Origin of the sequence: Nonomuraea turkmeniaca (assembly GCF_005889735.1) — a bacterium.
Lineage (GTDB): Bacteria > Actinomycetota > Actinomycetes > Streptosporangiales > Streptosporangiaceae > Nonomuraea > Nonomuraea turkmeniaca.
The window spans coordinates 1-23,082 of record NZ_VCKY01000126.1 but is presented as its reverse complement, the minus strand read 5'-3'; the positions used below and the strand labels follow the sequence as shown (position 1 = coordinate 23,082).

At 69.9% G+C, this 23,082-nt stretch carries 21 protein-coding genes; 6 read left to right on the top strand and 15 right to left on the bottom strand.

The features are described from left to right. Positions 1 to 72: 72 nt before the first annotated feature. From ETD86_RS31380 to ETD86_RS31350, 7 genes are all read right to left on the bottom strand, one after another. A complete protein-coding gene (locus ETD86_RS31380) occupies positions 73 to 1,842 on the bottom strand; it encodes an ABC transporter substrate-binding protein (protein WP_138670199.1) in 1,770 nt (589 codons plus the stop codon). Between the two features lie 18 nt (positions 1,843 to 1,860). Continuing rightward, entirely contained in the window at positions 1,861 to 2,136 is a 276-nt protein-coding gene (locus ETD86_RS31375; RefSeq protein WP_138670197.1) for a DUF2160 domain-containing protein, read from the bottom strand. A 3-nt stretch (positions 2,137 to 2,139) separates the two neighbouring features. After that, positions 2,140 to 2,961: a carbohydrate ABC transporter permease gene (locus tag ETD86_RS31370; RefSeq protein ID WP_138670195.1), complete on the bottom strand. Its 822-nt coding sequence runs from the start codon at positions 2,959 to 2,961 to the stop codon at positions 2,140 to 2,142. A gap of 5 nt (positions 2,962 to 2,966) precedes the next feature. After that, complete coding sequence (locus ETD86_RS31365; protein ID WP_211370433.1) at positions 2,967 to 3,902, bottom strand: carbohydrate ABC transporter permease; 936 nt, start codon at positions 3,900 to 3,902, stop codon at positions 2,967 to 2,969. Further along, positions 3,899 to 4,987 carry an ABC transporter ATP-binding protein gene (locus ETD86_RS31360; protein ID WP_138670193.1) on the bottom strand — a complete coding sequence of 363 codons (1,089 nt, stop codon included), beginning with the start codon at positions 4,985 to 4,987 and terminating at the stop codon, positions 3,899 to 3,901. The genes ETD86_RS31365 and ETD86_RS31360 overlap by 4 nt, the downstream gene beginning before the upstream one ends. Next, a complete protein-coding gene (locus ETD86_RS31355) occupies positions 4,980 to 6,071 on the bottom strand; it encodes an ABC transporter ATP-binding protein (RefSeq protein WP_138670191.1) in 1,092 nt (363 codons plus the stop codon). The genes ETD86_RS31360 and ETD86_RS31355 overlap by 8 nt, the downstream gene beginning before the upstream one ends. Before the next feature lie 288 nt (positions 6,072 to 6,359). Continuing rightward, positions 6,360 to 7,139 (bottom strand): SDR family NAD(P)-dependent oxidoreductase, encoded by a 780-nt coding sequence (locus ETD86_RS31350; RefSeq protein ID WP_138670190.1) that lies wholly within the window; start codon positions 7,137 to 7,139, stop codon positions 6,360 to 6,362. A 98-nt stretch (positions 7,140 to 7,237) separates the two neighbouring features. On the opposite strand from ETD86_RS31350, the gene ETD86_RS31345 reads away from it, so the two are divergent. Further along, the gene (locus ETD86_RS31345) at positions 7,238 to 8,800 is read left to right on the top strand and encodes an alpha-amylase family protein (RefSeq protein ID WP_138670188.1); all 1,563 of its coding nucleotides are present in this window, start codon (positions 7,238 to 7,240) and stop codon (positions 8,798 to 8,800) included. On the opposite strand, the gene ETD86_RS31340 is transcribed toward ETD86_RS31345, so the two are convergent. Next, the gene (locus ETD86_RS31340; RefSeq protein WP_138670186.1) at positions 8,797 to 9,669 is read right to left on the bottom strand and encodes an arginase family protein; all 873 of its coding nucleotides are present in this window, start codon (positions 9,667 to 9,669) and stop codon (positions 8,797 to 8,799) included. The genes ETD86_RS31345 and ETD86_RS31340 overlap by 4 nt on opposite strands. 28 nt (positions 9,670 to 9,697) lie before the next feature. Here ETD86_RS31340 and ETD86_RS31335 point away from each other — a divergent pair, with 28 nt between their 5' ends. From ETD86_RS31335 to ETD86_RS31315, 5 genes are all read left to right on the top strand, one after another. Next, positions 9,698 to 10,321 (top strand): CGNR zinc finger domain-containing protein, encoded by a 624-nt coding sequence (locus tag ETD86_RS31335; RefSeq protein ID WP_170223370.1) that lies wholly within the window; start codon positions 9,698 to 9,700, stop codon positions 10,319 to 10,321. 165 nt (positions 10,322 to 10,486) lie between these two features. Beyond that, positions 10,487 to 10,783: a hypothetical protein gene (locus tag ETD86_RS31330; protein ID WP_138670184.1), complete on the top strand. Its 297-nt coding sequence runs from the start codon at positions 10,487 to 10,489 to the stop codon at positions 10,781 to 10,783. After that, positions 10,783 to 11,880 (top strand): DUF6745 domain-containing protein, encoded by a 1,098-nt coding sequence (locus ETD86_RS31325; RefSeq protein WP_138670182.1) that lies wholly within the window; start codon positions 10,783 to 10,785, stop codon positions 11,878 to 11,880. The genes ETD86_RS31330 and ETD86_RS31325 overlap by 1 nt, the downstream gene beginning before the upstream one ends. Positions 11,881 to 12,007: 127 nt before the next feature. Then, entirely contained in the window at positions 12,008 to 15,022 is a 3,015-nt protein-coding gene (locus ETD86_RS31320) for an AfsR/SARP family transcriptional regulator (RefSeq protein WP_138670180.1), read from the top strand. A gap of 87 nt (positions 15,023 to 15,109) precedes the next feature. Beyond that, positions 15,110 to 15,781 (top strand): M15 family metallopeptidase, encoded by a 672-nt coding sequence (locus tag ETD86_RS31315; RefSeq protein WP_138670178.1) that lies wholly within the window; start codon positions 15,110 to 15,112, stop codon positions 15,779 to 15,781. On the opposite strand, the gene ETD86_RS31310 is transcribed toward ETD86_RS31315, so the two are convergent. From ETD86_RS31310 to efeB, 7 genes are all read right to left on the bottom strand, one after another. Further along, on the bottom strand, positions 15,739 to 16,638 hold the full coding sequence (locus ETD86_RS31310; RefSeq protein ID WP_138670176.1) for an STM4011 family radical SAM protein: 900 nt from the start codon (positions 16,636 to 16,638) through the stop codon (positions 15,739 to 15,741). The genes ETD86_RS31315 and ETD86_RS31310 overlap by 43 nt on opposite strands. After that, positions 16,632 to 17,900, bottom strand: a complete 1,269-nt coding sequence (locus ETD86_RS31305) for an STM4012 family radical SAM protein (protein ID WP_138670175.1) — start codon at positions 17,898 to 17,900, stop codon at positions 16,632 to 16,634. The genes ETD86_RS31310 and ETD86_RS31305 overlap by 7 nt, the downstream gene beginning before the upstream one ends. Next, positions 17,887 to 18,672: an STM4013/SEN3800 family hydrolase gene (locus tag ETD86_RS31300; RefSeq protein ID WP_138670217.1), complete on the bottom strand. Its 786-nt coding sequence runs from the start codon at positions 18,670 to 18,672 to the stop codon at positions 17,887 to 17,889. The genes ETD86_RS31305 and ETD86_RS31300 overlap by 14 nt, the downstream gene beginning before the upstream one ends. A 59-nt stretch (positions 18,673 to 18,731) precedes the next feature. Further along, positions 18,732 to 19,826 carry an STM4014 family protein gene (locus tag ETD86_RS31295; RefSeq protein ID WP_281286989.1) on the bottom strand — a complete coding sequence of 365 codons (1,095 nt, stop codon included), beginning with the start codon at positions 19,824 to 19,826 and terminating at the stop codon, positions 18,732 to 18,734. Between the two features lies 1 nt (position 19,827). Beyond that, the gene (locus ETD86_RS31290; RefSeq protein WP_138670173.1) at positions 19,828 to 20,820 is read right to left on the bottom strand and encodes an STM4015 family protein; all 993 of its coding nucleotides are present in this window, start codon (positions 20,818 to 20,820) and stop codon (positions 19,828 to 19,830) included. After that, positions 20,817 to 21,794: an STM4015 family protein gene (locus tag ETD86_RS31285; protein WP_138670171.1), complete on the bottom strand. Its 978-nt coding sequence runs from the start codon at positions 21,792 to 21,794 to the stop codon at positions 20,817 to 20,819. Before ETD86_RS31285 ends, ETD86_RS31290 begins: the two co-directional genes overlap by 4 nt. 61 nt (positions 21,795 to 21,855) lie before the next feature. Further along, on the bottom strand, positions 21,856 to 23,082 hold a 1,227-nt coding region (gene efeB, locus ETD86_RS31280; protein WP_211370432.1), incomplete at its 5' end, for an iron uptake transporter deferrochelatase/peroxidase subunit.

Sequence of the window (23,082 nt, the reverse complement as noted above, 5' to 3'; positions counted from 1 at the left end):
CTGCTCGCTGTCGTGCACGCTCAGCGGTGCTGCGATGGATGTCCTCGCTTTCGCTGCGGATCCATCGCAGCCCTAGTCACCCGCCTTCCACTGCGCGATCAGCTTGTCGTAGTCGAGGGTGGCCGGCTTGCCGCGCTCGTCGGCCAGCTTCGGCGCGGGCGCGCCCGGCTGGTCGTACCAGTACTGGGCCGGCTGCTCCGGGTTCAGCTTCGGCGCGCAGTCACCGCCGTAGCCGCGCCGCTCCAGCCGGGACAGGATGTCGTCCTGCTGCTTGGCCAGGTTGTCCATCGACTGCTGCGGTGTGGTCTCGCCGGTGACGGCGGTGGCCACGTTCTGCCACCAGAGCTGGGCGAGCTTCGGGTAGTCCGGCACGTTCGTCCCGGTCGGCGTCCACTGCTTGCGGGCGGGGGAGCCGTAGAACTCGATCAGGCCACCGTACTTCTTGGAGTTCTGGGCGAAGTACTCGCTCTTGATGTCGGAGTCCCTGATGAAGGTCAGGCCGACGATCGACTTCTTCAGCGACACCGTCTTCGACGTGACGAACTGCGCATACAGCCAGGCCGCCGCCCGGCGCTCCTTCGGCGTGTTCTTCAGCAGGGTCCACGAGCCGGCGTCCTGGTAGCCGAGCTTGTTGCCGTCCTTCCAGTACGCCCCATGCGGGCTCGGCGCGATGCGCCACTTGGGTGTGCCGTCGCTGTTGACGACCGGCAGGCCTTCCTTGGTCATGTCGGCCGTGAACGACGTGTACCAGAAGATCTGTTGGGCGATGTTGCCCTGCGCCGGCACCGGCCCGGCCTCGCTGAAGTTCATCCCGGCGGCTTCCTTCGGGGCGTACTTCTTCAGCCAGTCCACGTACTTGGTGAGCGCGTAGACCGAGGCGGGGCCGTTGGTGTCGCCGCCGCGGGTGACCGACGAGCCGACCGGACGGCAGTTCTCGACCCTGATGCCCCAGTCGTCCACCGGCAGGCCGTTGGGGATGCCGGGGTCGCCGTTGCCGGCCATGGACAGCCAGGCGTCGGTGAAGCGCCAGCCCAGTGACGGGTCCTTCCTGCCGTAGTCCATGTGGCCGTAGGTCTTCTTGCCGTCGATGGTCCCGTTGCCGTTGACCTTGTTGGTGAAGAAGTCGGCGATGTCCTCATAAGCCGCCCAGTTGACCGGGACGCCCAGATCGTACCCGTAGGCGTCCTTGAACTGCTTCTTGATCTCCGGGTCGGTGAACCAGTCGTAGCGGAACCAGTAGAGGTTCGCGAACTGCTGGTCGGGCAGCTGGTAGACCTTCTTGTCCGGGCCGGTGGTGAAGCTGATGCCGATGAAGTCGTTCAGGTCCAGCGTGGGCGAGGTGACGCCCTTGCCCTCGCCGGCCATGTAGTCCGACAGCGGGATCACGTAGTCGCCGCGCGAATGGGTGCCGATGAGGTCGGAGTCGTTGACGTAGGCGTCGTAGATGTTCTGGTCGCCCTGGATCTGGGTCTGGAGCTTCTCGACGACGTCACCTTCCTGGATCAGGTCGTGCTTGATCTTGATCCCGGTGATCTCGGTGAACGCCTTGGCGAGCTGCTGGGACTCGTACTCGTGGGTGGTGATCGTCTCGGACACCACGTTGATCTGCATGCCCCGGTACGGCGCCGCGGCCTTCATGAACCAGTCCATCTCCGCGAGTTGCTGGTCCTTGGCCAGCGTGCTCGGCGTGAACTCCTGCGACACCCACCGTTGCGCCGCCGCCTTGCCGTCGGCCTCCTTGAAGTCGCTCGACGGCTGTTGCGCACCCTGCGCGCAGCCGGCGATCACCAGAACGACCGCGGCCAGACTAACGGCCGCGGACCTGCCTGCCCGATGCCTCATTGCATGGCTTCCCTTCTGTCAGCCCCATATCCCGATCACGACCACCACAAGGAGCGCGCACCCCAGCGCGAGCCACATGGACAGGTCGGTGACGGCCATCCAGGCGGTCAGCACGACCGCGGCGCTGATCAGGCCGATGTACAGCCGGTCGCCCCGGTCGGTCTCGATGCGCAGGAAACCTCGCCTGGCCACGGGAGGGGAGACGCGGGCCCAGACCGTCATGACGACGAGCAGCAGGGCGAGCCCCACGAACACCAGGGCCGTCGGCAGGGTCCAGACCATCCACTCGAGCATTCGCTAGACCCTTCCCAGGGCGAAGCCCTTAGCAATGTAATTACGCACGAACCAGATGACGATGGCGCCGGGGACGATCGTGAGCACGCCCGCCGTGGCCAGCAGCGCCCAGTCCACCCCGGCCGCGCTGACCGTGCGCGTCATCGTCGCGGAAATGGGTTTCGCGTCGACCGACGTGATGGTCCTGGCGATCAGCAGCTCGACCCAGCTGAACATGAAGCAGAAGAACAACGTCACGCCGATCGCCGAGCGGATCATCGGCAGGAAAATGCGAATGAAGAAACGGGGTAGTGAATAGCCGTCTATCGCCGCGGTCTCGTCGATTTCCCGGGGGATTCCCGACATGAAACCCTCGAGGATCCAGACGGCGAGCGGGACGTTGAAGAGCATGTGCGCGATGGCCACCCCGAGGTGGGTGTCGAAAAGCCCGACGCTCTGATAAATCTGGAAAAATGGCAGTAGGAAGACGGCGGGCGGCGCCATGCGGTTCGTCAGCAGCCAGAAGAACAGGTGCTTGTCGCCGGCGAAACGGAACCGCGAGAACGCGTACGCCGCGGGCAGCGCCACGATGAGCGACATCACCGCGTTCATCGAGGTGTAGATGATGGAGTTCAGATAGCTCGAGTACCACGTCACGTCCGTGAAGAACGTGACGTAGTTGTCGAAGGTCACGCGCTGCGGGATGAGCGCGAAGTTGCCGAGGATGTCCTCGTTCGGCCGGATCGACATGCCGAACATCCACAACAGCGGCAGCATGAGCGTGGCCACGTACAACCAGAAGACCGTGCGTGCCCACGGGAGCCGGCGCCCGGTGGTCCTGGCCATCCGCCTCACCTCCCCGACCTGGTCAGCACGGTGAAGAAGACGTAGCAGAGGACCTGCACGATCAAGAAGTAGATCAGCGAGAACGCCCCCGCCGGTCCCACGTCGAACTGGCCGACGGCCATCTTCGACAGCAGGATGCTCAGGAACGAGGTCGCGTTGCCCGGCCCGCCGCCCGTCACCACGAACGGCTCGGTGTAGATCATGAAGCTGTCCATGAACCTGAGCAGGATCGCGATCGTCAGCACCCCGCGCAGCCTGGGCAACTGGATGTGCCGGAAGGTTGCCCACCCTGACGCCCCGTCGATCTGCGCGGCCTGGAAGTACGGCTCGGGTATCGACCGCAGCCCCGCGTACGCCAGCAACGCCACCAGCGGCGTCCAGTGCCACACGTCCATGACGAGGATCGTGATCCAGGCGTCGGTGGAGTCGAGCGTGTAGTTGAAGCCGATGCCGAGCACGTTGTTGATCGTCCAGCCGCCCAGCCCGATGTCGGCGCGGGCGAAGATCTGCCAGATCGTGCCCACCACGTTCCACGGGATGAGCAGCGGCAACGCGACCAGCACCAGCGCCGCCGACACCCAGAACCCGCGGCGCGGCATCGCCACCGCGATCGCCACCCCCAGCGGGATCTCCACCAGCAGCACCTGTGCCGAGAACAGTAGCGTCCTGACGAACGCCTCGCGGTTCTCCGGACGCCGCACGGCCTCGTAGAACCAGTCCAGGCCGACGAACACCCGGTCACTGGGGCTGAAGACGTCCTGGACCGAGAAGTTGACCACGGTCATCAGCGGGATGATGGCGGTGAACGCCACCGACACGACCACCGGCAGCACCAGCCACCAGGCCCGGTTGTCCTTGCGCTTCAGGTCGGCGCGCGTCTCCTGGGGCTCGGCGGGCGCGGTCGTGACGACCTCGCCGCTCACCTGGCTGCCCGCGGTCACGTGGCGCTCCTTCCGTCGAGCGGCGCGAGGAAGCCGCACCTGACCTGGTCGCGGAAGAGGAACGTGCGATCCGGCGGGAAATGCAGGAACGCCTCCGCGTCCGGCCGGTAGCCGGACCCCGCCGTGGTCCTGGCGATCACGGGGTGCTCGCCGACCTGGGTGTGGACCAGGTCGTACGCGCCCATGCGGTCGACCCCGGTCACCCGGGCGGCCACCCCGGGGGAGGCCCGGGTGAAGCTCACGAACTCCGGCCGCACACCGATCCGCACCGGCCCCGGCGGCAGGCCGTCAGCCACCGAGCCGACGTCCGCCTGCCCGACGCGGACGACGTCGCCGACGATCTCCGCGGGCACCATGTTCATGCCCGGCGAGCCGATGAAGTGCCCGACGAACTCGTGCGACGGCGACAGGAACAACTCGGCCGGCTCGCCTGCCTGCACGATCGCCCCCTCGTTGAGCACCACCACCTCGTCGGCGAACGTCAGCGCCTCGGTCTGGTCGTGCGTGACGTAGATCAGCGTGTGCCCGGTGTCGCGGTGGATCTCCTTGAGCTTGCTGCGCAGCGTCCACTTCAGCGCCGGGTCCACCACCGTGAGCGGCTCGTCCAGCAACACGGCCGCCACCTGGGAACGCACCAGCCCGCGGCCCAGGCTGACGATCTGCTGGCGGCCCGGGTCCAGCCGGCGCGACCTGCGGCGCAGGAGGTGGTCCAGGCCGAGCAACCGGGAGACCTGGCGGACGCGCTGGTCGATCTCCGCCTTCGGATACTTCCGGTTGCGGAGGGGGAAGGCCAGGTTGTCGTAAACGGACATCTCCTCGTACAGGACCGGGAACTGGAAGACCTGCGCGATGTTCCGGCCCGCCGTCGGCACATCGGTGACGTCGCGGTCGTCGAAGAAGATCCGCCCTGCCGTCGGCGTGATCAGGCCGGAGATGATGTTCAGGAGCGTCGTCTTGCCGCAGCCGCTCGGGCCGAGCAGCGCGTACGCCCGCGACGTGCGCCACGTCCACGTCATGGGTTTGAGCGCCCACGTCGTGCCGCCGTCGTAACTGTGCCCGACGCCTTCCAGGCGGATGTCAGCCATGCAGGTCGACCTCCGCGGCGCTGGTGGCCAGGAGTCGCCCGCCGGCCTCGTCGAAGACGAAGATGTGCGCGGGGTCCACGTACACGACCGTGGTCTCCCCGGGTGTGAACAGCTGGGTGCCCGGCAGGTGGGCCACCAGGTGACGGTCACCCTGCAGCAGCAGGTGTAGGAACGTCGCGCTGCCGGTCACCTCGGCGAGCCTGATCTCGGCGGGCAGCTCCAGCGCGCCGGGCCCGTCGCGGGCGATCCGCACCTGATGGGGGCGGATGCCGAGCATGACGTCGTGGCCGGTGGCGTGCGCGCGAGGCGCGGGGAACGACGTGCCGAGCACCTCGATCCTGCCGTCGCGGACCACGCCGGGCAGGAGGTTGAGCGGGGGGTCGCTGAGCGTCGCGGCCACGGCGAGTGTGGGCGGGTGGGCGTACATGTCGGCGACGTCCCCGACGTGCTGCACCCTGCCCTCGCCCAGCACCACGGTCCGCGCGGCGAACGTCAGTGCCTCGTTGGGGTCGGCCGTGGAGTAGAGCACCACGCCCGGGGTGTCGGCGAACATGGTTTTGAGGTCGGCACGCAGCTGCTCGCGGAGCTTGAAGTCCAGGTTGGCGAGGGGCTCGTCGAGGAGCAGCACGTCCACGGGGCGGGCCAGCGCGCGCGCGATGGCGGTGCGCTGCTGCTGGCCGCCCGAGAGCTCCGCGGGCCGGCGGCCGAGCAGGTCGGAGATGCCCATGAGCTCGGCCACCTCGCGGACGCGGGGGTCGATCTCGTTCTTGCGGAACCGGGGGTCCAGGCGGAGGGGGGAGGCGATGTTCTCGTAGACCGTCAGGGACGGATAGTTAATGAATTGCTGATAGACGAAGGCGACCGATCTTTTCCGTACGGAAATGCCGGTGACGTCTTTTTCGTGTACTACCACCCGGCCGGAGTCCGGGGGTAGTAATCCGGCTGCGACGCGCATGAGCGTCGTTTTTCCCGCGGTCATGGGACCGACGAGAGTGGTCATTCCGTTGGGTAATTCCAGATGAACGTCGTCGAGCCAGGTCTCCCCGCGTTGCCGTACGGAGACGCCATCGAGAATCAGCGTCACGGGTCCTCGATCCTCTCTCCTTAACTCCATCTAACATCATCTGAAACTTTGTGCAAATCACGGTTTGACGTCGAGATAACCGTGAATGGCCTGGGCTATCGCCATGGCGATGTTCGCCCTGGTTATGGCGACTTAAGGGGAAATATCAGAACATGGCGCCATAGGGCCATTCCAGGCACCGGCCGCGGGCCTCGCCGCCGCCTTCGGCCTGGCCCCCGTCCGGCCACGACGTCGTCATCGTGGACGCGCAGGCCGAGGGGCCGGCCCGTCAGGAAAGGACCGCCGCGATCAGGGCAGGATCGCGTCCACGTACCCGCCGTCCACCCGCACCGCTCCTCCCGTGGTGGCCGAGGCGAGCGGCGAGCTGAGATAGGCGACCATGTTCGCGATCTCCTCGGGCTCGATCAGCCGCTGGAGCAGCGACTGGGGCCGGTGCTCGCGCATGAACGCCCGCTGCGCCTCCTCCCACGGCAGGTCCTTACTGACGAGCGAGTACACGAAGTCCTCCACGCCGCCCGTGTGCGTCGGCCCGGCGATCACCGAGTTGACCGTCACCCCGCTCCCGGCCGCCTCCTTGGCGAACCCCCTGGACACGGCCAGCAACGCGGTCTTCGTCATGCCGTAGTGGATCATCTCGGCCGGGATGACGACGGCCGAGTCGCTGGCGATGTACTGGATCCGCCCCCAGCCCCGCTCCTTCATGCCCGGCAGGTACGCACGCGTCAGCCGGACCGCGGCCAGCACGTTCACCTCGAAGTAGCGCCGCCACTCCTCGTCGCTGATCTCCAGCGCCGGCCTGGCGCCGAAGATGCCGAGGTTGTTGACCAGGATGTCGACCTGCGGCAGCGCGCTCAGAACCTGCTCGCACCCCGCGTCGGTGGACACGTCGCCGGGCGCCGCCACCAGGTCGCCGTCCATGAGCTCCATGGCCATCGCCACGGAGCCCCCGGTCCGGCCGTTGATGCCGACCCGGGCCCCTGCCTCGGCCAGCCCGGTGGCGATGGCCGCCCCGATTCCCTGAGTCGATCCGGTGACGAGTGCGGTCTTCCCGCTGAGATCTATGCGCACGATGTTGTCCCCCCGTTCGCCATTGTCCCTCGATCAGTGTGCGCGGGCTCGCAGCGGGGGTCGGGCTCGCTGCGTAGGCTGGAGACCGGCCGGAAGATGTGGACGCGGAAGAGGCGTGGGTGCACCGGATCCTGTGGGTGGTCGTGGCGGTCGCCTTCGTGGTGGGTCTCGTCGTGCCGTCGGATTCTGCCGAGGAGCCGCCGGGGGAGTGCCCGCCGCGAGACACGCGGGTGGTGGCGCCGTACGCGGTCACCGGTTACTGGGTCATCCCGAGAGCCGATCCGTGTGTGACGCGGCGGATGGTGGAGGCGATCCACGCGATCGGCGGGGACACGCTCGTCACGTTCGGGCCGCGGTTCAGCGTGGGCGCGGAGCCCGGCTGCGTCGTGGACGGGCGGCCGTGCGCCGACGTGCCGGGGGTGCGGCACGTCTATTCGTACGTCACCAGCGAGGAGTTCGGGCCGGGCCTGCTGCGCTGTCCCGGTCTGGATCGGCGGATCGAGAGTGACGGGCGGATCTTCTACCGGGTGTCGCTGGCGACGTCCTGCGACGCTCGTGTCCACGACCTGGTGTTGGTCTCCACGGATGGCGACGGCCTCGGCAACCTGATGACGGAGGCGGCGGCGTACGGGATGGGGGTCTTCCCCGGGCTGCCTGCCGCGCCGCAGCGAGCGGACAAACCGTGGGAGCCGGACCTGGCACACCTCGGCGCGCTGAACGCCTTCACCGCGCGGATCCTCGCCGACTACCGAGCCCGGTTCGGGGCGGCCTTCGCCGGGGTGTATCAGTCGTTCGAGCTGGCCATGCGGAAACGTTCCGCCAAGGACCCGATCATCTCGCTGTACGCCGCCCAGCACGCGGTCGTCGCCTCCACACTGCCCGGCGAGAAGGTCCTCGTCAGCCCGTACATCGACGCGCGTCGTGGGCGCGGGTTCCCGCCGGACCAGGTGGAGACGGGGATGGCCGACATCGCCGGCACGCGGGCGGGCCTGCCGATGGCCATCGCCGTGCAGGACGGGCGGGGCACCGGGAAGGTGCCGGTGTACGGGGCCGACGAGCGGGACTCGCGGGTGGAGCCGCGGCTGGCGCCCGTCGTCGGTGACGTGACCTACGGGCAGGCGTACTACGGCTCCACGCGGGACTACATCGAGGCGGCGGCACGGCGGGTGCCGCCGGGGGTGGAGCTGTGGGTGAACGTCGAGGGCTTCGAGCCCACGCAGGTGGCCGGCGAGTGCGGGCGCGTAGAACCGCTGCCGCTGCGCGGACGTCCTTCCAAGCCCAGACTGGACCGGCAGATCATGGCGACCGGCACCTACGCTCACAAGATCATCTCGTACGGCTGGGAGCCCTTCTTCACCTGCCAGGCCCGCTACGACACGCCTTCGCTGGCCGATGACATCGTGCGCGAGTGGCAGCAGCCGATCATCGTCAACGTGACGCCGAAGGAGATGAACGGGCGGCCGGGAGTGCTCGTCGAGGGCTACAACCTGCGCGGCGGCACTCTTCGCTTCGGCTCGCAGGTCATCGAGCAGGAGTGGCACGGGCGGCAGGGCCGATTCGAGTCCGCCTGGGCGCCGTACGTGCCGGCGAGCCCGCCGACATCGATCATCGCCACGAACGCGGCAGGACTGGCCAACACGACCCCCTACGTGATGCCCTAGGTCAGGGCCGACACCAGGATGTCCGTCAGCAACGCGGCCTGACCGCCGTCCTCGTCGAGGTCCGGATCGAGGATCGTCACCTCCAGCCCGACGGCCCCCGGCAGGCCGACCAGGCCGCGCAGTAGCTCGGTGAGCTGGGCACCGTCGAGCCCGCCCTTGGTGGGGGAGTCCACAGCGGGCAACACGGACGGATCGAGCACGTCAGCGTCCACGTGGATCCAGAACCCATCGAGCTCGTCCCGCACCAGCACCTCCCTCGCTCCGTCGATGTCGATCTCGCTGCCGGCCTGGTAGGCGATCCCGCTCTCGGCGATGTCCCGCACGTCATCCTTGTCCCGCACCCCGAGCACGATCACATCCTCGTCCCGCACGTACGGCCGCAACCCGTCGATGTCGGTGAGGTAGTCGTCGCCGCGCCCGGTGACCAGGGCGAGGTCCTCCCCCGCGGCCGCGCCGACGTGCGGGGAGTTGCCGAGGTGACGGAAGTCGGCGTGCGCGTCCACGTACGCCAGCCCGTACCGGCCGCGTTTTCGCAGCGTGAGGGCGGGGCCGAGCAGGATCGAGCAGTCCCCGCCCAGCAGTAGGGGAAACCCGCTGATCCCGGCCAGCCGATCGGACAGCGTGCGCGCGTAGGCGGCGATCGCGGGTCCGTTACGCACGCCGTCGCCCGGCTTCCACGTGGCCACGTAACGGGGCGGCACGACGGCGCCGGCATCGGCCGCGCCGAGCCGCCGGACCAGCCCGGCGTTCCGCAGCGCCCAGGGGGCCTTGTAGCAGCCGGGGACGGCGCCGCGCGCGGGCGGGCGCAGGCCGAGGTTGGAGGGCGCGTCGAGGACGACGAGATCTCTGTCAGGGGTTATTCTGTTCATAGTCGTGACGGTAGCAAGGGGAGGGCGGATGCGCCAGTTCGCGGAGACGGGGATCGTGGCGATCGATCTGGCGAACACGTGGGACGAATACCTGGACGACCCTGAACGCTTGCCGGACGTGTCCGAGCTGCGCCGTTTCTGTCGCGAACTCGGCGGGTTCGACCGGGCGGATCTTGATGCTGCGGACATCGCCGCGAAGGACCTGCCCGTGGAGGATCTGTCTGTGGAGGGCCTGTCTGTGGAGGGCCTGTCTGTGGAGGGCCTGACCGTGGAGGACCTGGCCGCGGTCCGTGCGGTCCGGGACCGGCTGCGTGTCGTGCTGGTCGGCGAACCTCCCGGCCGTCCTCGCGCGCTGGCCCAGTGGACGGCCGAGCTCCCGGTCCGGGCGGCCGTGGAGGATAAGGACGGCCTGCCCCGCCTGCGGCTCACCGCACCTGCCGACGCCACCCTGGCCGAACGCCTCGCCGTCCGCGCCGTCGCCGACCTGCTCGACCTCGCCGCCTCAGGCGACTGGGACCGCCTGCGCCTGTGCGCGGCCCGCCCGTGCCAGGACGCCTTCGTCGACCGCAGCCGCCCAGGCCGCCGCCAGTTCTGCTCCACCCGCTGCGCGAACCGCGCCCACGCCGCCGCCTCCCGCGCCCGGCACCGGTGAACGTGGTCAGCGTGCCGGGAAGCCGGGGATCACGAGAACGGATCGAGCCACGCAAAAGGACGTATCCGCGGCCTCGCCCCTCGACGAGGCGTGCCGTTCGGGGGCCGGAATTGTCGGTCGTGGTCGATAGCTTGCGATCATCCCCCCGACGATGGAGGTTGGTCGATGTATCGACAGGGCGACATCCTGATCATGCCGATTCCGGAGGAGTCCGCACCTCGCACCATGCGGTCCGAGCCGCGGGACGCCCGGGGGCGGCTGGTGCTGGCGCACGGCGAGGCCACCGGGCACTGCCACGCGATCCCCGGGCCTGGCACGCTCTCCGGCGGTTTCCTGCACCTCCCCGAGGGAGGAAGGCTGGTGCACGAGGAGCATGACGCGATCTCGCTGCCCAAGGGCTGGTATCGGGTGATCAGGCAGCGCGAATACGTGCCGGGGTCCTTCCGGGTGGTGGCCGACTGATGGAGACGTTGACGTGGGAGCGGGTCGCTCGGGCCACCGGTCCGGGAGGCGATCCGGAGGCGGCCGTCCGGCAGGCGTACCGTGCGGCCGGGCTGGTCGAGCCGGAGCACGTTCTCGTGCTGGGCTCGCCGGCGATGGGGGCCGTGGCGGCGGCATGGCTGACCGGCGACGGCACCCGGCGCCGGGCCTTGGAAGAGGCCGGACCGGCGGCGGGAGAGCCGGACGGAGATGGGGCGGCGGCGCGGAGTGAGCCGGATCGGGTGACTGACGAGGCGTTGTTCGGTGCGTTACGGGCGATGGGCGAGCCGGGGCGGTCGGTGCGGGACGTGGTCCGCACCCAGCCGTGGGAGCGGGCCAGGGCGGCGGTCCATGCCGAGCTCGGGCCCGCCGGTTGGGCGGCGCTGTGGGACCAGACGGGCGCACGGTTGTGGCCGCAGGTCGACCAGCTGGTCACCGCCATCCGCCGAGGGCTCGCCGACCTCGGTGGCGAGGTGCTCCGGCAGGCGCTGGACGCCGTGCTGGGGCAGCACGACGCCCCCTGGTTGTCGGCGTTCGACGGCTTGGAGGGGCTCAAGCGGGTGGCCGAGTGCGCGGGCTGGTGGTGGCCGTACGAACGGGTGGCGATCGTCACGGAGCGGCCCGTGGAGCTGCACCTCGACGACCTCGGACGGCTGCATCGCGCGGACGGGCCCGCCATGGCCTACTCCGACGGGTTCGCCCTGCACGCCTGGCACGGCATGCCCGTCCCCGCCGAGTTCGGGGCCTCGATGAGGGACATCACGCCCGAGCGCATCCGGGAGGAGGACAACGCCGAGTTGCGCCGCGTGATGCTGGAGCACTTCGGCTACGACCGCTATCTGGCCGAGTCCGGGGCCAGGCCGGTTCAGCGCGACGAGACCGGTGTCCTGTGGTGCATCGACCTGCCCGGCGACGAGTCGATCACCATGGTGGAGGTCGTCAACTCCACGCCCGAGCCCGACGGCACTCGCCGCACATATTTCCTGCGGGTGCCGCCGTGGGTGCAGCGGGCACGACAGGGCGTCGCGTGGACGTTCGGCATCGCCGAGGAGGACTACCGGCCCGAGCGCGAGACCTGATCGCCAACACGATCCCCGGTCACACCGCGCGCCGCAAGGTCCGGCACCGGACGGCTGCCTCTGGTCCGCCGCATTGGTGTGCGCATAAGGTTTGGCCAAGGTCGGCGGAACCTTGTTGGGGGAACCGATGGAGTTACGGCTCCTGGGTCCGGTTGAGGTGTGGAACGGTGAGCGGCAGGTTCCCCTCGGGGGACCCAAGCCGCGGGCCCTGCTCGCGGCCCTGCTCCTCGACGTCGGCCGGGTGGTCACTGCCGAGCGGTTGATGGAGGTGATCTGGCGGGACGACCCGCCGCCGACCGCGCGTGGTGTGCTGCAGACCTATGTCGCCTCGCTGCGGCGGGCTTTCGACGGTGCGGACCTACCGAAGATCATCGTCTCGCACCGGGTGGGCTACGCGGCCGAGATCCCACCGGACGCCTTGGACAAGGGCGTTTTCGAACGGCTTGTGGACCAGGGACGCCGGGCGGCGCGTGAGGGCGATCACCAGGAGGCGGGGGGCTTCTTCCGCGCGGCACTGGCCCTGTGGCGGGGCCCCGCACTCGGCGGCATCGGCGATACCTACCTGCGTCCGGAGGCCGTCAGGCTGGAAGAGCTGCGACTCGCGGTGCTCGAGGAGCGGATCGCGGCCGATCTGGCGGCGGGCGAGGTCGAAGGCCTGATCGACGAGCTCACCGAGCTGGTCGCGGCGCATCCCATCCGCGAGCGGCTGCGCAGGGATCTCATGGTGGCGCTCTACCGCGCCGGCCGTCAGGCGGACGCGCTCGCGGTCTACCAGCAAGGCAGGCGGGCGCTGATCGAAGAGCTGGGGATCGAGCCGGGCCCGCAACTGCGGGGGGTGCACGAAGCGATCCTGCACTCCGATCCCGCGCTGCTGGGCGCGACCAGGACCGTCCGGCCCCGGCAACTGCCCTCCGCGCCGCCCGACTTCACCGCGCGCGAGGAGGAGATCGCCGCGTTACGCGAGCGGCTCATCAGGCCGAATACCACGCCGGTCTGCGTGATCTGCGGGCAGGGCGGCATCGGCAAATCCGCTCTGGCACTGCGCGCCGCACACGAGCTCGCGCGCTACTACACCGACGGTCAACTCCACGTGGAGTTGCGCGGTACGACATACACACCCGCCACTCCCGCGGAGATCCTGGGCCGTCTCCTGCGCGAACTCCAGCCTCCCGGCACACCGCTCCCCCTCACCCTGGAAGAGCGCGCCAACCACTACCGCACCCTCCTGGCCGACCAGCGCAAGCTGATCGTGCTGGACGACGCCGGCTCCGAGGCGCAGGTACGACCCCTGCTGCCCAGCGGCCCCTGCTGCGGTGTGATCATCACGTCCCGCAACCGCCTGGCAGGCCTGGACGGCGCCGTACACATCGACCTGGGCGTGCTGCCCGCCGAGGCCGGCATCGAGCTGCTCGCCCAGATCGTCGGCCACGAGCGGATCGCCGCCGATCTCGACGCGGCACAGCACATCGTCCGGCAGTGCGGCGGTCTGCCGCTCGCACTACGCATCGCAGGGGCCCGGCTGGTCTCACGACGTCAATGGTCAGCGCGACGACTGGCCGACCGGCTGGCCGACGAACAACACCGGCTCGACGAGCTGGCCGCCGGAGACCAGGAAGTGCGCGCCAGCATCGCGCTGAGCTACGCCATGCTGCCCACCGCGGAGAAGACGGCGCTGCGCCGGCTCGGGCTGCTCGGCCTGCCGAGCTTCCCCGTCTGGGTCGCCGCAAAGGCGCTGGAGACCGGCCACCGCGAGGCCGAGCAACTGCTGGAGCACCTCGTGGACGCTTCTCTCCTCGAAGAGGCGGACGTGGACGCGACCGGTCAGGCCCGCTACCGATTACACGACCTGATCCGGCTGTTCGCCGCGGAACGCGCGCACGCCGAAGAGCCGTCGGAAGAGTTGACGGCCACGGTCGGCCGGGTCCTGGGCGGCTGGTTGTGGCTGATCGAGCGGTTGAGCCAGGCCGCGCCCACCGGGGCGATCCCCATGCGCGCCGCCCCCGGGCTGGCTCGTCCGGTGGACGACGAGGCCGCGCGGCCGGCGCTGGCCGACCCGCACGCCTGGTTCCGCAGCGAGGAAGAGGCACTGATCGTCAGCGTCGAACTGGCGGCCGCCATGGACCTCGACGAACTCGCCATCGAACTCGCCTGCGCCGTCTCGGCGGCGGCGTTCGAAGGCCACCAGTACATCTTCGACGACCCGTTCGCGGCCTGGCGCCGGATGCACGACGCGGCGCTCGCGGTCGCGCGGCGCATGGACAATGTCCCCGGCGAGGCGGCCTTACTGGCCGGTCTGGGCCACCTCTACTACGCGAGGGACGCCTTCGCGGAGTCCCGCCAGTATCTCGGCCAGGCCCTTTCGCTGTTCCGTACGGCCAGGGACACTCACGGGGAGGCGGCCACCCTCGCCGCGCTCGGCGCCGCCTGCCGCGAGCAGGGGTATCTGGCCGAGGCCCTGCATTTCCTCGGCCAGGCCGAGAGGCCATGGAACGACCTCGCCGACGCGTCGGCCCTGGCACACGTCAAGCGGCTGTCGGGCACGGTGCACCTCGAACGCGGGGACTACGCGGCGACGTGGGCGGATCTGACCGCCGCGCTGGCGCTCTACCAGCAGGCGGGGAACCGCCGTGGTACCGGTCTGACCCTGCGCAGCATGTCCATGTACCACCGTGCCAGAGGCGAGCACGACAAGGCCGCAGAGCTGTGCGAGCAGGCGTTGAAGATCTTCCGCCCCCTCGGCGACCGGCTGATGGTGGCCTACTGCACCCGTTCCCTGGCCAAGGCCTGGATCCGTCTCGGCAAGCACGATCAGGCGCGGCAACCGCTGGAGGAGGTGCTCGCCGCCACGCAGGCGTTGCAGGATCGCTGGGGCGAAGCCTGCACCCTGCGCACGCTCGGGGAGCTCGACCTGGCCGAAGGACGTCTCTACCAGGCCAAGAGCCGTCTGGAGGAGTCATTGCGGCTGTGGGAGACGCTGCGGAGCCGCCCCTTCCACGCTCGTACCCAGCGTGACCTGGCGCTGGTGTACCGGGCGCTCGGCAACAATGCCATCGCCGACGCCATCCTGGCGGAGGCGCTGGAGACGTTCCGATTGCACGGCTGCCGTGAATACGACGAACTATCACAGGAAATGCCCTTCTGATCCATTGCAGCGTTTTTGGAGCGGGCCACTGCAGCATGGCGTTGACGTCTCAGGCCGGAGCGTCCACGGCTGGCAATGGAGGGCTCCATGCAGGAAATCGTGTTCCTATCCGATCCGCGGATCGCCGAGGTTCCGGTCAAGGAATGCGGGGAACCCTTGGTGGACCTGCGTACCGTGGAGGCCCTCAGGGTCGACCCGCGACTCGCCGATGAGGCGGGCGCGTACGCGCACGTCCGGCTGAGCGTGGCCGACCGCCTGGTCGTCGCGCAGACGCGCCTGCGTCGCGAGTTGCGGTTCCTGATCGTCGAGGGATACCGTCCGCCCAGCCTGCAGCGGCAGTACTTCGCCTCGGCCGTCACCCGCCAGCGGGCCGCGCGCCCCGACTGGGACGACTCACGTGCCCGGATAGAGGCGAGCAGGTACGTCTCCCCGCCCGAAGTGGCTCCCCACACCACCGGCGGCGCGGTCGACCTGACCTTGTGCACCTCCGGCGGTGTCGAGTTGGACATGGGCACATCGGTCAACGCCACGCCGCCGGAGAGCGACGAGGCCTGCTACACCGCCTCGACCGAGATTTCCCAGGAAGCCAGGAACAACCGCGGCATCCTGGGCGACGCCCTGACCTCGGCCGGCTTCGTCAACTACCCCACGGAGTGGTGGCACTGGTCCTTCGGAGAGCGTTATTGGGCGTTCATCACCAAGGCCCGCTACGCCCGCTACGGCATCGGGGACGGCCCGGCACCCGCTGCGCCACGGTGACCGAGGAGGCCGGGGGACGGCTCGCGGGGCCAGGCGGCGGGGATGCGCTCCGGGACGCCGCCGGCGAAGACGTCGTAGAGGCCGAGCGGTTCCAGGTGGACATAGCCGATATGGCAGTCACAGGCCGCAGCGGGGCAGGGCGGCCGGGGGCGTAGCGCCGCGCGGTACGAGCCGTCGTACAGGTTGCCCAGCACCTCGGGGATGAAATGGCAGCGCCGGACCGTGCCGTCGCCGTTTACCGAGATCACGTCGTCCCCGGTGCGGCACGGCAGGCCCGCGCTGGGGTGCGCGAAGCGGCTGTAGTGGAACAGGGGGTCGATCTCCGACCATTCGGCCGCCTCGCCGTCGGTGTAGAGGCGGCCCTCCTCGGCGTTGACCCATAGGTACGTGTCCGCCGGCAGGTCGGTCCTGAGCCGCCGCGCGTGCGTCAGGTGCGCGGGGTCGCCGACGATGCCGACGCTGTGCCGTACCGGCAGCGAGCGGATCTTGCCGAGGAACCGGTCGTAGGGGACCTGCGTCGGGTGGTACGTCACCCACAACGCCGCCCGGTCCGATGCCTCGGACAACCATTCGGTACGGCAGCTCAGGTTCGTCTGAATGGCGACTTTCGTGACGTTCGGCAGCCAGGAGAGCTCGACGAGCGCCCGCCGGTACCACGACCTGACCAGCCCTTCGCCCCACGGCGTGAACAGCACCGACACCTCGAACGGCTGCTCGGCCACCCACCCCGCGAACCGCTCCAGCGCCGCCCGGTCGGCCCGCAGTTGCTCGGGCGTGTCGCGCCGCTTCGCGAACGGGCAGTAAGCGCAGTCGTAGTCGCAGCTCGCCAAGGGCCCGCGGTAGAGGATGGTCAGCACGGCGCGTACTCGTTCATCAGCCGCCTGACCCGCGGCGAGAACAGCGCGGGCCCGATCGCGTCCGAGTAGGCCAGACCTTCCGCGGTGAGCCGCACCGTGCCCGGATCCACCCGTAGCCAGTCCGCGAAATGATCCATCGGGAAGTCGTCCAGCACGTCCGTGCCGAACCGGCCCAGGTAGAGCTCTCGCGACAGGCCCTCCGCCTGCAACAACGACTGGATGAGATGCCGTCGCGCACGCTCCTCGAGCGACAGCTCGAAGCCCACGTTGGCCACGCCGAACTCCGTCCGTCCGACGTAGTCGTCGATGATCGACCGTACGTTCCGCGCCTCCACGGCGTACTCGAACGAGTAATGCAGCCCGCTCGTGTACGACCGCGCACCGCACCCGAGCCCCACCATGCCATCGGTCTGGCAGCAATACCCGGTTGCCGGCCCGGCGCCGCCGGGCAGCCGGAACATGCGCATCGAGACCTGCTCGTACCCGGCCGCCGCCAGCCGGTCACGCCCGGCCCTGTAGAGCTCCAGTCGCTGGTCGTCCCACGCCCGTCCCTGCTTGCCGAGCCCCGTGAGCGGCCGGACGTACAGGGGATAGAGGTACAGCTCCTCGGGATGCCACGCCAGCGCGGCCTCGATCGAGGAGAGCCACGAGTCGACGGTCTGCCCGTCGATGCCGTAGATCAGGTCGATGTTGAGCACCGGCACGCCGGCCGCGCGGATCGTGTCGAGCGCCGCCGCGACCTCGGCCCGCTTCTGCGGGCGTACGGCGGCGCGGGCCTCGGCGTCGATGAAGCTCTGCACGCCGATGGACACGCGTGTGGTCCCGCGCTCGACCAGGACGGCCAGGCGGTCCGGGGTGGCGGTCGCGGGAGAGGTCTCCACCGACAGGGGGATCCGGTCGAAGGCGACGCCCATCGCCCGCTCGGTCAGGTCGAACAGCCGGGCCAGCTCTCCCGCGCTGAGGTACGTCGGCGTCCCGCCGCCGAACGCCGCCGTGGCGAAGCCGGTCTCCTCCAGCGCGTCCCGCACCTGCACGGCCTGGCGTTCCAGTGTGTCAAGGTATGCCGTGACCAGCGCTTCCGGGGCGCCGGTCCGGGTGAACAGGTTGCAGAAGCCGCAGCGCATCTCGCAGAACGGGATGTGCACGTACAACGAACCCGGCCGCTCCCCGGCCCACACCTCTTTCAACGACGGACGCGGATCGAGCGGCCGGTACGCGGTCTTGTGCGGATAGGCGTAGACGTAACCCTCATACGGCCGCATGATCCTCCAGTACGAACTCGGCGTACGGAACCGTCCAGACCACCTCGTGGCCGATCCGGTGCCCGGTGTGCCCGCCCTCGCCGTACGCCGTGCCGTGGTCCGAGCAGACGATCACCAGGCACGGACGGCGCATCAGCCCGTAGAGCCGCCCGATGTGCCGGTCCACGTAACGCAGGGCCGCGGCGTGGCTCTCCAGCGAGTCGCCGGTGGCGCCGGGCAGGTAGAAGTGGTTGGGCTGGTGCAGGGCCGACACGTTGACGAACAGGAAGACCCGCCCGCGCACGCGGCGCAGCACCTCGGCGCCCCGGTCGATCTGGTGTTCAAAGGACGCGGGGTCCGTCACGCCGAACTCCGGCTCCCAATGGCTCTCGGCGAACAGGCTCGGCAGCGCTTGCCCGAGCGGTGTGCGCTTGTTGAAGAAGCCCACGCCGCCCACGCACACCGTGTGGTACCCGGCTCGGGCCAGGCCGGTGGGCAGGTCGGGCGCGTCGAACACCCACGTGCCCGCGGCCGTGGTCTCGCTCCCCGGGAACATGGCCGCGAACAGTCGCGGATGCGGCCCCGGCGTCACCGGAGTCGGCAGGAAACCGGCGAACATGGCCGCGTGCGCGGCGTACGTGAAGCTGCCCGGGCTGTGCCGCCGCTCCCAGGTCACGCCCGGCGGCAGCAGGTTACGCAGCCGCCCGGCCGCCGCCAGCTCCGCCGCCGCGTCGTAGCGGAGCGTGTCGAGCGTGACCAGGAGGATGTCGTGGCTGCCGACGATGTCGTTCATGTCGATGGGGCGTGCCCGTGACGAGGCGGCGCGGCTCGTGGCCTGTCCGTCGGTCGCGCTCACCGGGCACCCGTGCTCATGCGGGCCAGGACCGCGTGGACCTGCTCGGCGTAGGTGTCTCGCCCGTTTCCCAAAATATCCCCCAAGCCAGGCAGCAGGTCCCCAAACGCGTTCACCTCCGCCACCACCACCGACCGCCAATCCGCCCCCACCATCACATCCACCCCCGTGGCGAGGCTGCCGGGGAAACACGCGGCCGCCCGCGAGCAGACCTCCAGCACCCGCTCCCACAGCGCCGCCCGCGACCGCACCATCTCCAGGTCGCCGCGCCGGCCTCCGAGGTGCAGGTTCGTCATCGGGGTGCGGCTCGTCCGCACCACCGCGTGCGTCGGGGCCCCGGCCACGGTCACCACCCGCAGGTCGAACACCCTCCCACCCGCCGACGCCTTAGGAAACCACCGCTCCACGTGCAGCCCGTCCCCGGCCAGGAGGTCCACGACCCGCGCGACCTCCTGGTGAGAGGTGTAGGTCCGCACCCGCAGCGAGTTGACCAGCCCGCGGCCCGCACCCCAGGCCGCCGATGTGACGGCCTGGACGCGGTCACCGTGCGCGTGGAGCGCGATCACCCCCGACGCCGACGACCCGTGCGCGGGCTTGACGAACACCCGGGCCCATCCTCTGAGCGCCATCTCCGCCCGCAGCTCCGCGTACGAGGAGATCTCGAAGGCCGGCGGCACCGGCACCCCCGCGGCCGACAACACGGCGTGGCAGCGCCGCTTGTCGAACATCACCGCGATCTCCTGAACGTCTCCGAGCAGCCGCACGCCCGGGACCGCGGCGACCCGCTCCAGCCCGCCCTGGAAGGCGGCGTACCAGGATGCGCCCCCGCCGACCCGCGCCGGATCCCCGGGCCCGCGCAGCAGCGCGTCGGTCTCGGCGTCCTCGCCCGGCGAGTCCAGCCGCAGCAACGATCCCTCGGGCGCGCCGATCTCCCGCCCCGACAGCACGTCCCGCCAGGGGATCACGTAGGGCTCCGCCAGCCCCGCGGCGACCACGGCGTCGCGGAACATCGTCACCCGCCGATCGCCAGGAGTCCCCACGACGGCGAAACGCACCGCGTGCCCCTGACCGTTCACGACCGGGTCGTCCCGCACGTCACTCGCTCACCGCGACGAACCGCCAGGCGCCGTCGACGCGGTCGTTGCCGGTGAGCACGACGTCAACCGTGGGCAGGGCCTTCGCCATCCGTTCCATCATCGCGGACGACAAGAAGTTGTGGTCGAGGTCGAGCCGCCGCAGGTGGGTGAGCGGTTGGCCGCTGAGCAGCGCCTCCACGCCGACGTCGGTGAGCGCGCCCATCGACAGGCTCAGCGACTCCAGCCTGGCCACGATGGGCGCGGCGGCCACGGCGGCGGCGATCTCGTCCTGGAACTCGGCGTTCTGCAACCGCAGGTGCCGCAGCGCGGGCAGCCGCTCGCCGCTCAGGATGGGCACGAGGTCGCCGATGGTCGCGTCGCCGCCGTACCGGTCGACGCCGAGCCACAACTCCAGCAGCTCCAGCGCGGGCAGGTCGCTCGCGGCGACCGCTCGCACGACGCCGGCGCCGAGTCCGCCGGTCTCGATCCGCAACATCCGCAGCGTGTCGTGCCGCACCGGTCGCAGGCTCAGCTCGGAGCCTCCGCGCACCTCCAGCCGTTCGAGCTTCGGGAACGCCTCCAGCAGCGGCGTGATGTCCGCCTGCGTGATCCACGAGATCTCGGACTCCTCCGGCGTGATCGCCCCGAGGAAGATCGCGCGCAGCGCGGGCAGCCGCGCCGACTCGGCGGCCAGCCGGCTGACGACCATGCCGGAGGAGTGCTCGTAGCACTCCTGCCACTGGCCGATGACGAGGGCCGTCACCTGCGTGGTGTCCACGTGGTCGAAGAACCAGTCGAGGGTCTCCTCGATCTCGTCGGGGGCGTCGTCGTCGAATTCGTTGCCGGTGAGCCGCCACGCCACCGCCCCGGCCTCGGGCTGCGGCCCCCATCCGTCTTCGTCCAGCCAGGGTGCGTGGGCGACGGGCAGGCCGGCGTATTCCTCGTGGTAGGACTCATGATGACTGGGCTGCTCGGTGTGGTCGATCACGGGCGTGGGGCCGAGCGGTGTCATTCGCTCACCGCCACGTAATGCCATGCCTCGCCGTCGTCCTCGTCGGGCTCCTCCTGGCCGGACAGGTCGACCTCCACACCGGGCAGAGCCTCGGTGACCCGCCGCATCATCTCGTCGCTGAGATAGTGGTGGTGCAGGTCGAGCCGGCGCAGGTGGGTGAGGGGCTGGCCGGTGAGCAGCGCCTCGGCGCCCTGGTCGGTGAGCACGCCCATCGACAGGGCGAGGGTCTCCAGCCGGGCCACGACCGGCGCGGACGCCACGGCGGCGGCGATGTCGTCCTGGAGCTCGCTGTCCTGCAACCCCAGGTGAGACAGCGCGGGCAACCGCTCGCCCCGCAGGATCGGGTCGAGGTCGGCGATCGTCGTGGTGCCGCCGTATTCGTCGACGCCGAGCCACAGCTCCAGGTGCTGGAGCGCGGGCAGGTCGCTGCCGGCCACGGCACGCGTCACCGAGCCGTCGAGCCCGCCGGTCTCGACGCGCAGCGTCCGCAGCGCCTCATGCCGGACGGGGTCCAGCCGCAGCCCGGAGCCGCCGCGCACCTCGAAGCGCTCCAGCTGTGGGTACGCCTCCAGGATCGGCGTGACGTCGGTCTGCTGGATCCACGAGATCTCGGAGTAGTCGCCGCTGATCGCACCGAGGAACAGCGAGCGCAGCGCCGGCAACCGGGGGGCCTCCCGGACCAGCCGCTCGACGATGGGGGCAGAGGTCTGCGTAAAGCAGTCCGGCCACTCTCCGATGATGATCGCGGTGACGCGCGAGGGGTCGGCCCGCTCGAAGAACGCGTCGAAGGCGTCCCCGAGTCCTTTGTCGTTGTACGTGCCGTCGGGCCAGGAGCTCCCGCTGATCCGCCACGCGACCGTGCCGCTGTCGGGCGGCGGCTCGCCGGGGGACGAGGTGAGCTGAACCACCGGCAGACCGGCGTAGCGTTCGGCGTAGCGGTGCTGATAGCCGAAGTGCTGGTCGTATTCGATCATGGGGGAGTCCTCGGTCGGGGGGTGACTGTCCTGTCCTACCAGACCCCGGCGACAACTTCGATCACTCGAAGAGCGTCCGCCCCCAATAGTCTCCTCCGTCCCGCACGCCGGGCGGCACCGCGAAGAGCCCGCTCGAAACGTGCTTGATGTACTCGTTCAGCGGGTCGATCTTGGCCAGCTTCATCTGCACCGGCACGAACTGCTTACGCGGATCCCGCTGGTACGCGATGAAGAACAACCCGGCGTCCAAGCGGCCGAGCCCGTCGGAGCCGTCCACGAAGTTGTAGCCGCGGCGCAGCAGGTGCGCGTTGCCGTGGAAACTCGGATGGGCCAGGCGGACGTGGGCGTCCTCGGCGATCATCGGCCGGCCGTCCGACCCCTTGGCCGCGAAGTCCAACGTGTCGAACTCGGCCTTCTTCCCCAGTGGCGCGCCTTCTCCCTTGTCCCTGCCGATGATCTGCTCCTGCTCCAGGAGCGACGTGCGGTCCCAGGTCTCGATCATCATGCGGATCTTCCTGGTGACCATGTAGGTGCCGCCCGCCATCCAGGCGCTTCCGTCCTGCCCGGCCGCCCACAGCTGGTCGCGTAGCAGGTCGGCGTCCTCCAGCTTCAGGTTGTTGGTGCCGTCCTTGAAGCCCATCAGGTTGCGGGGAGTGGCCTGGGCCCGGGACGTGGAGGACGTACGGCCGAAGCCGAGCTGCGACCAGCGTACGGAGACCCGGCCGAAGCCGATTCTGGCCAGGTTGCGGATGGCGTGTACGGCGACCTGAGGGTCGTGGGCGCAGGCCTGCACGCAGATGTCGCCGCCGGAGATTTCCGGGATGAGCTGCTCTCCCGGAAATTTCGGCAGATCGGCCAGGGCCGAGGGTCGCTTGGCCGCCAGCCCGAACCGGTCGTCGAACAGCGACGGCCCGAACCCGATCGTCAGCGTCAGCCCGGAGGCGGGCAGCCCGAGCGCCTCGCCCGTGTCGTCGGGCGCGGCCTCCGGCGCGCCGCCCACCGCGCCGAACGAGCCCGCCTCTTTGCCCTGCGTCAGGCGCGCCGCCGCAGCGGTCCACTCCTGCAGCAGGTCGACCAGCTCGGCCCGCTTGTCGGTGGTGACGTCGAACGCCACGAAATGCAGGCGGTCCTGGGCCGGCGTGACGATGCCCGCCTGATGCCGGCCGTAAAAGGGGTACGGGTCGGAGGTCGAGGAGGCGTGCGCGACCGGCTGCTCGTCGAACAGTGAGCTCGCGGCCACCGCACCGGCTCCGACGACCGCCGCCCCGGCCGCCCCCAGCCCGAACAG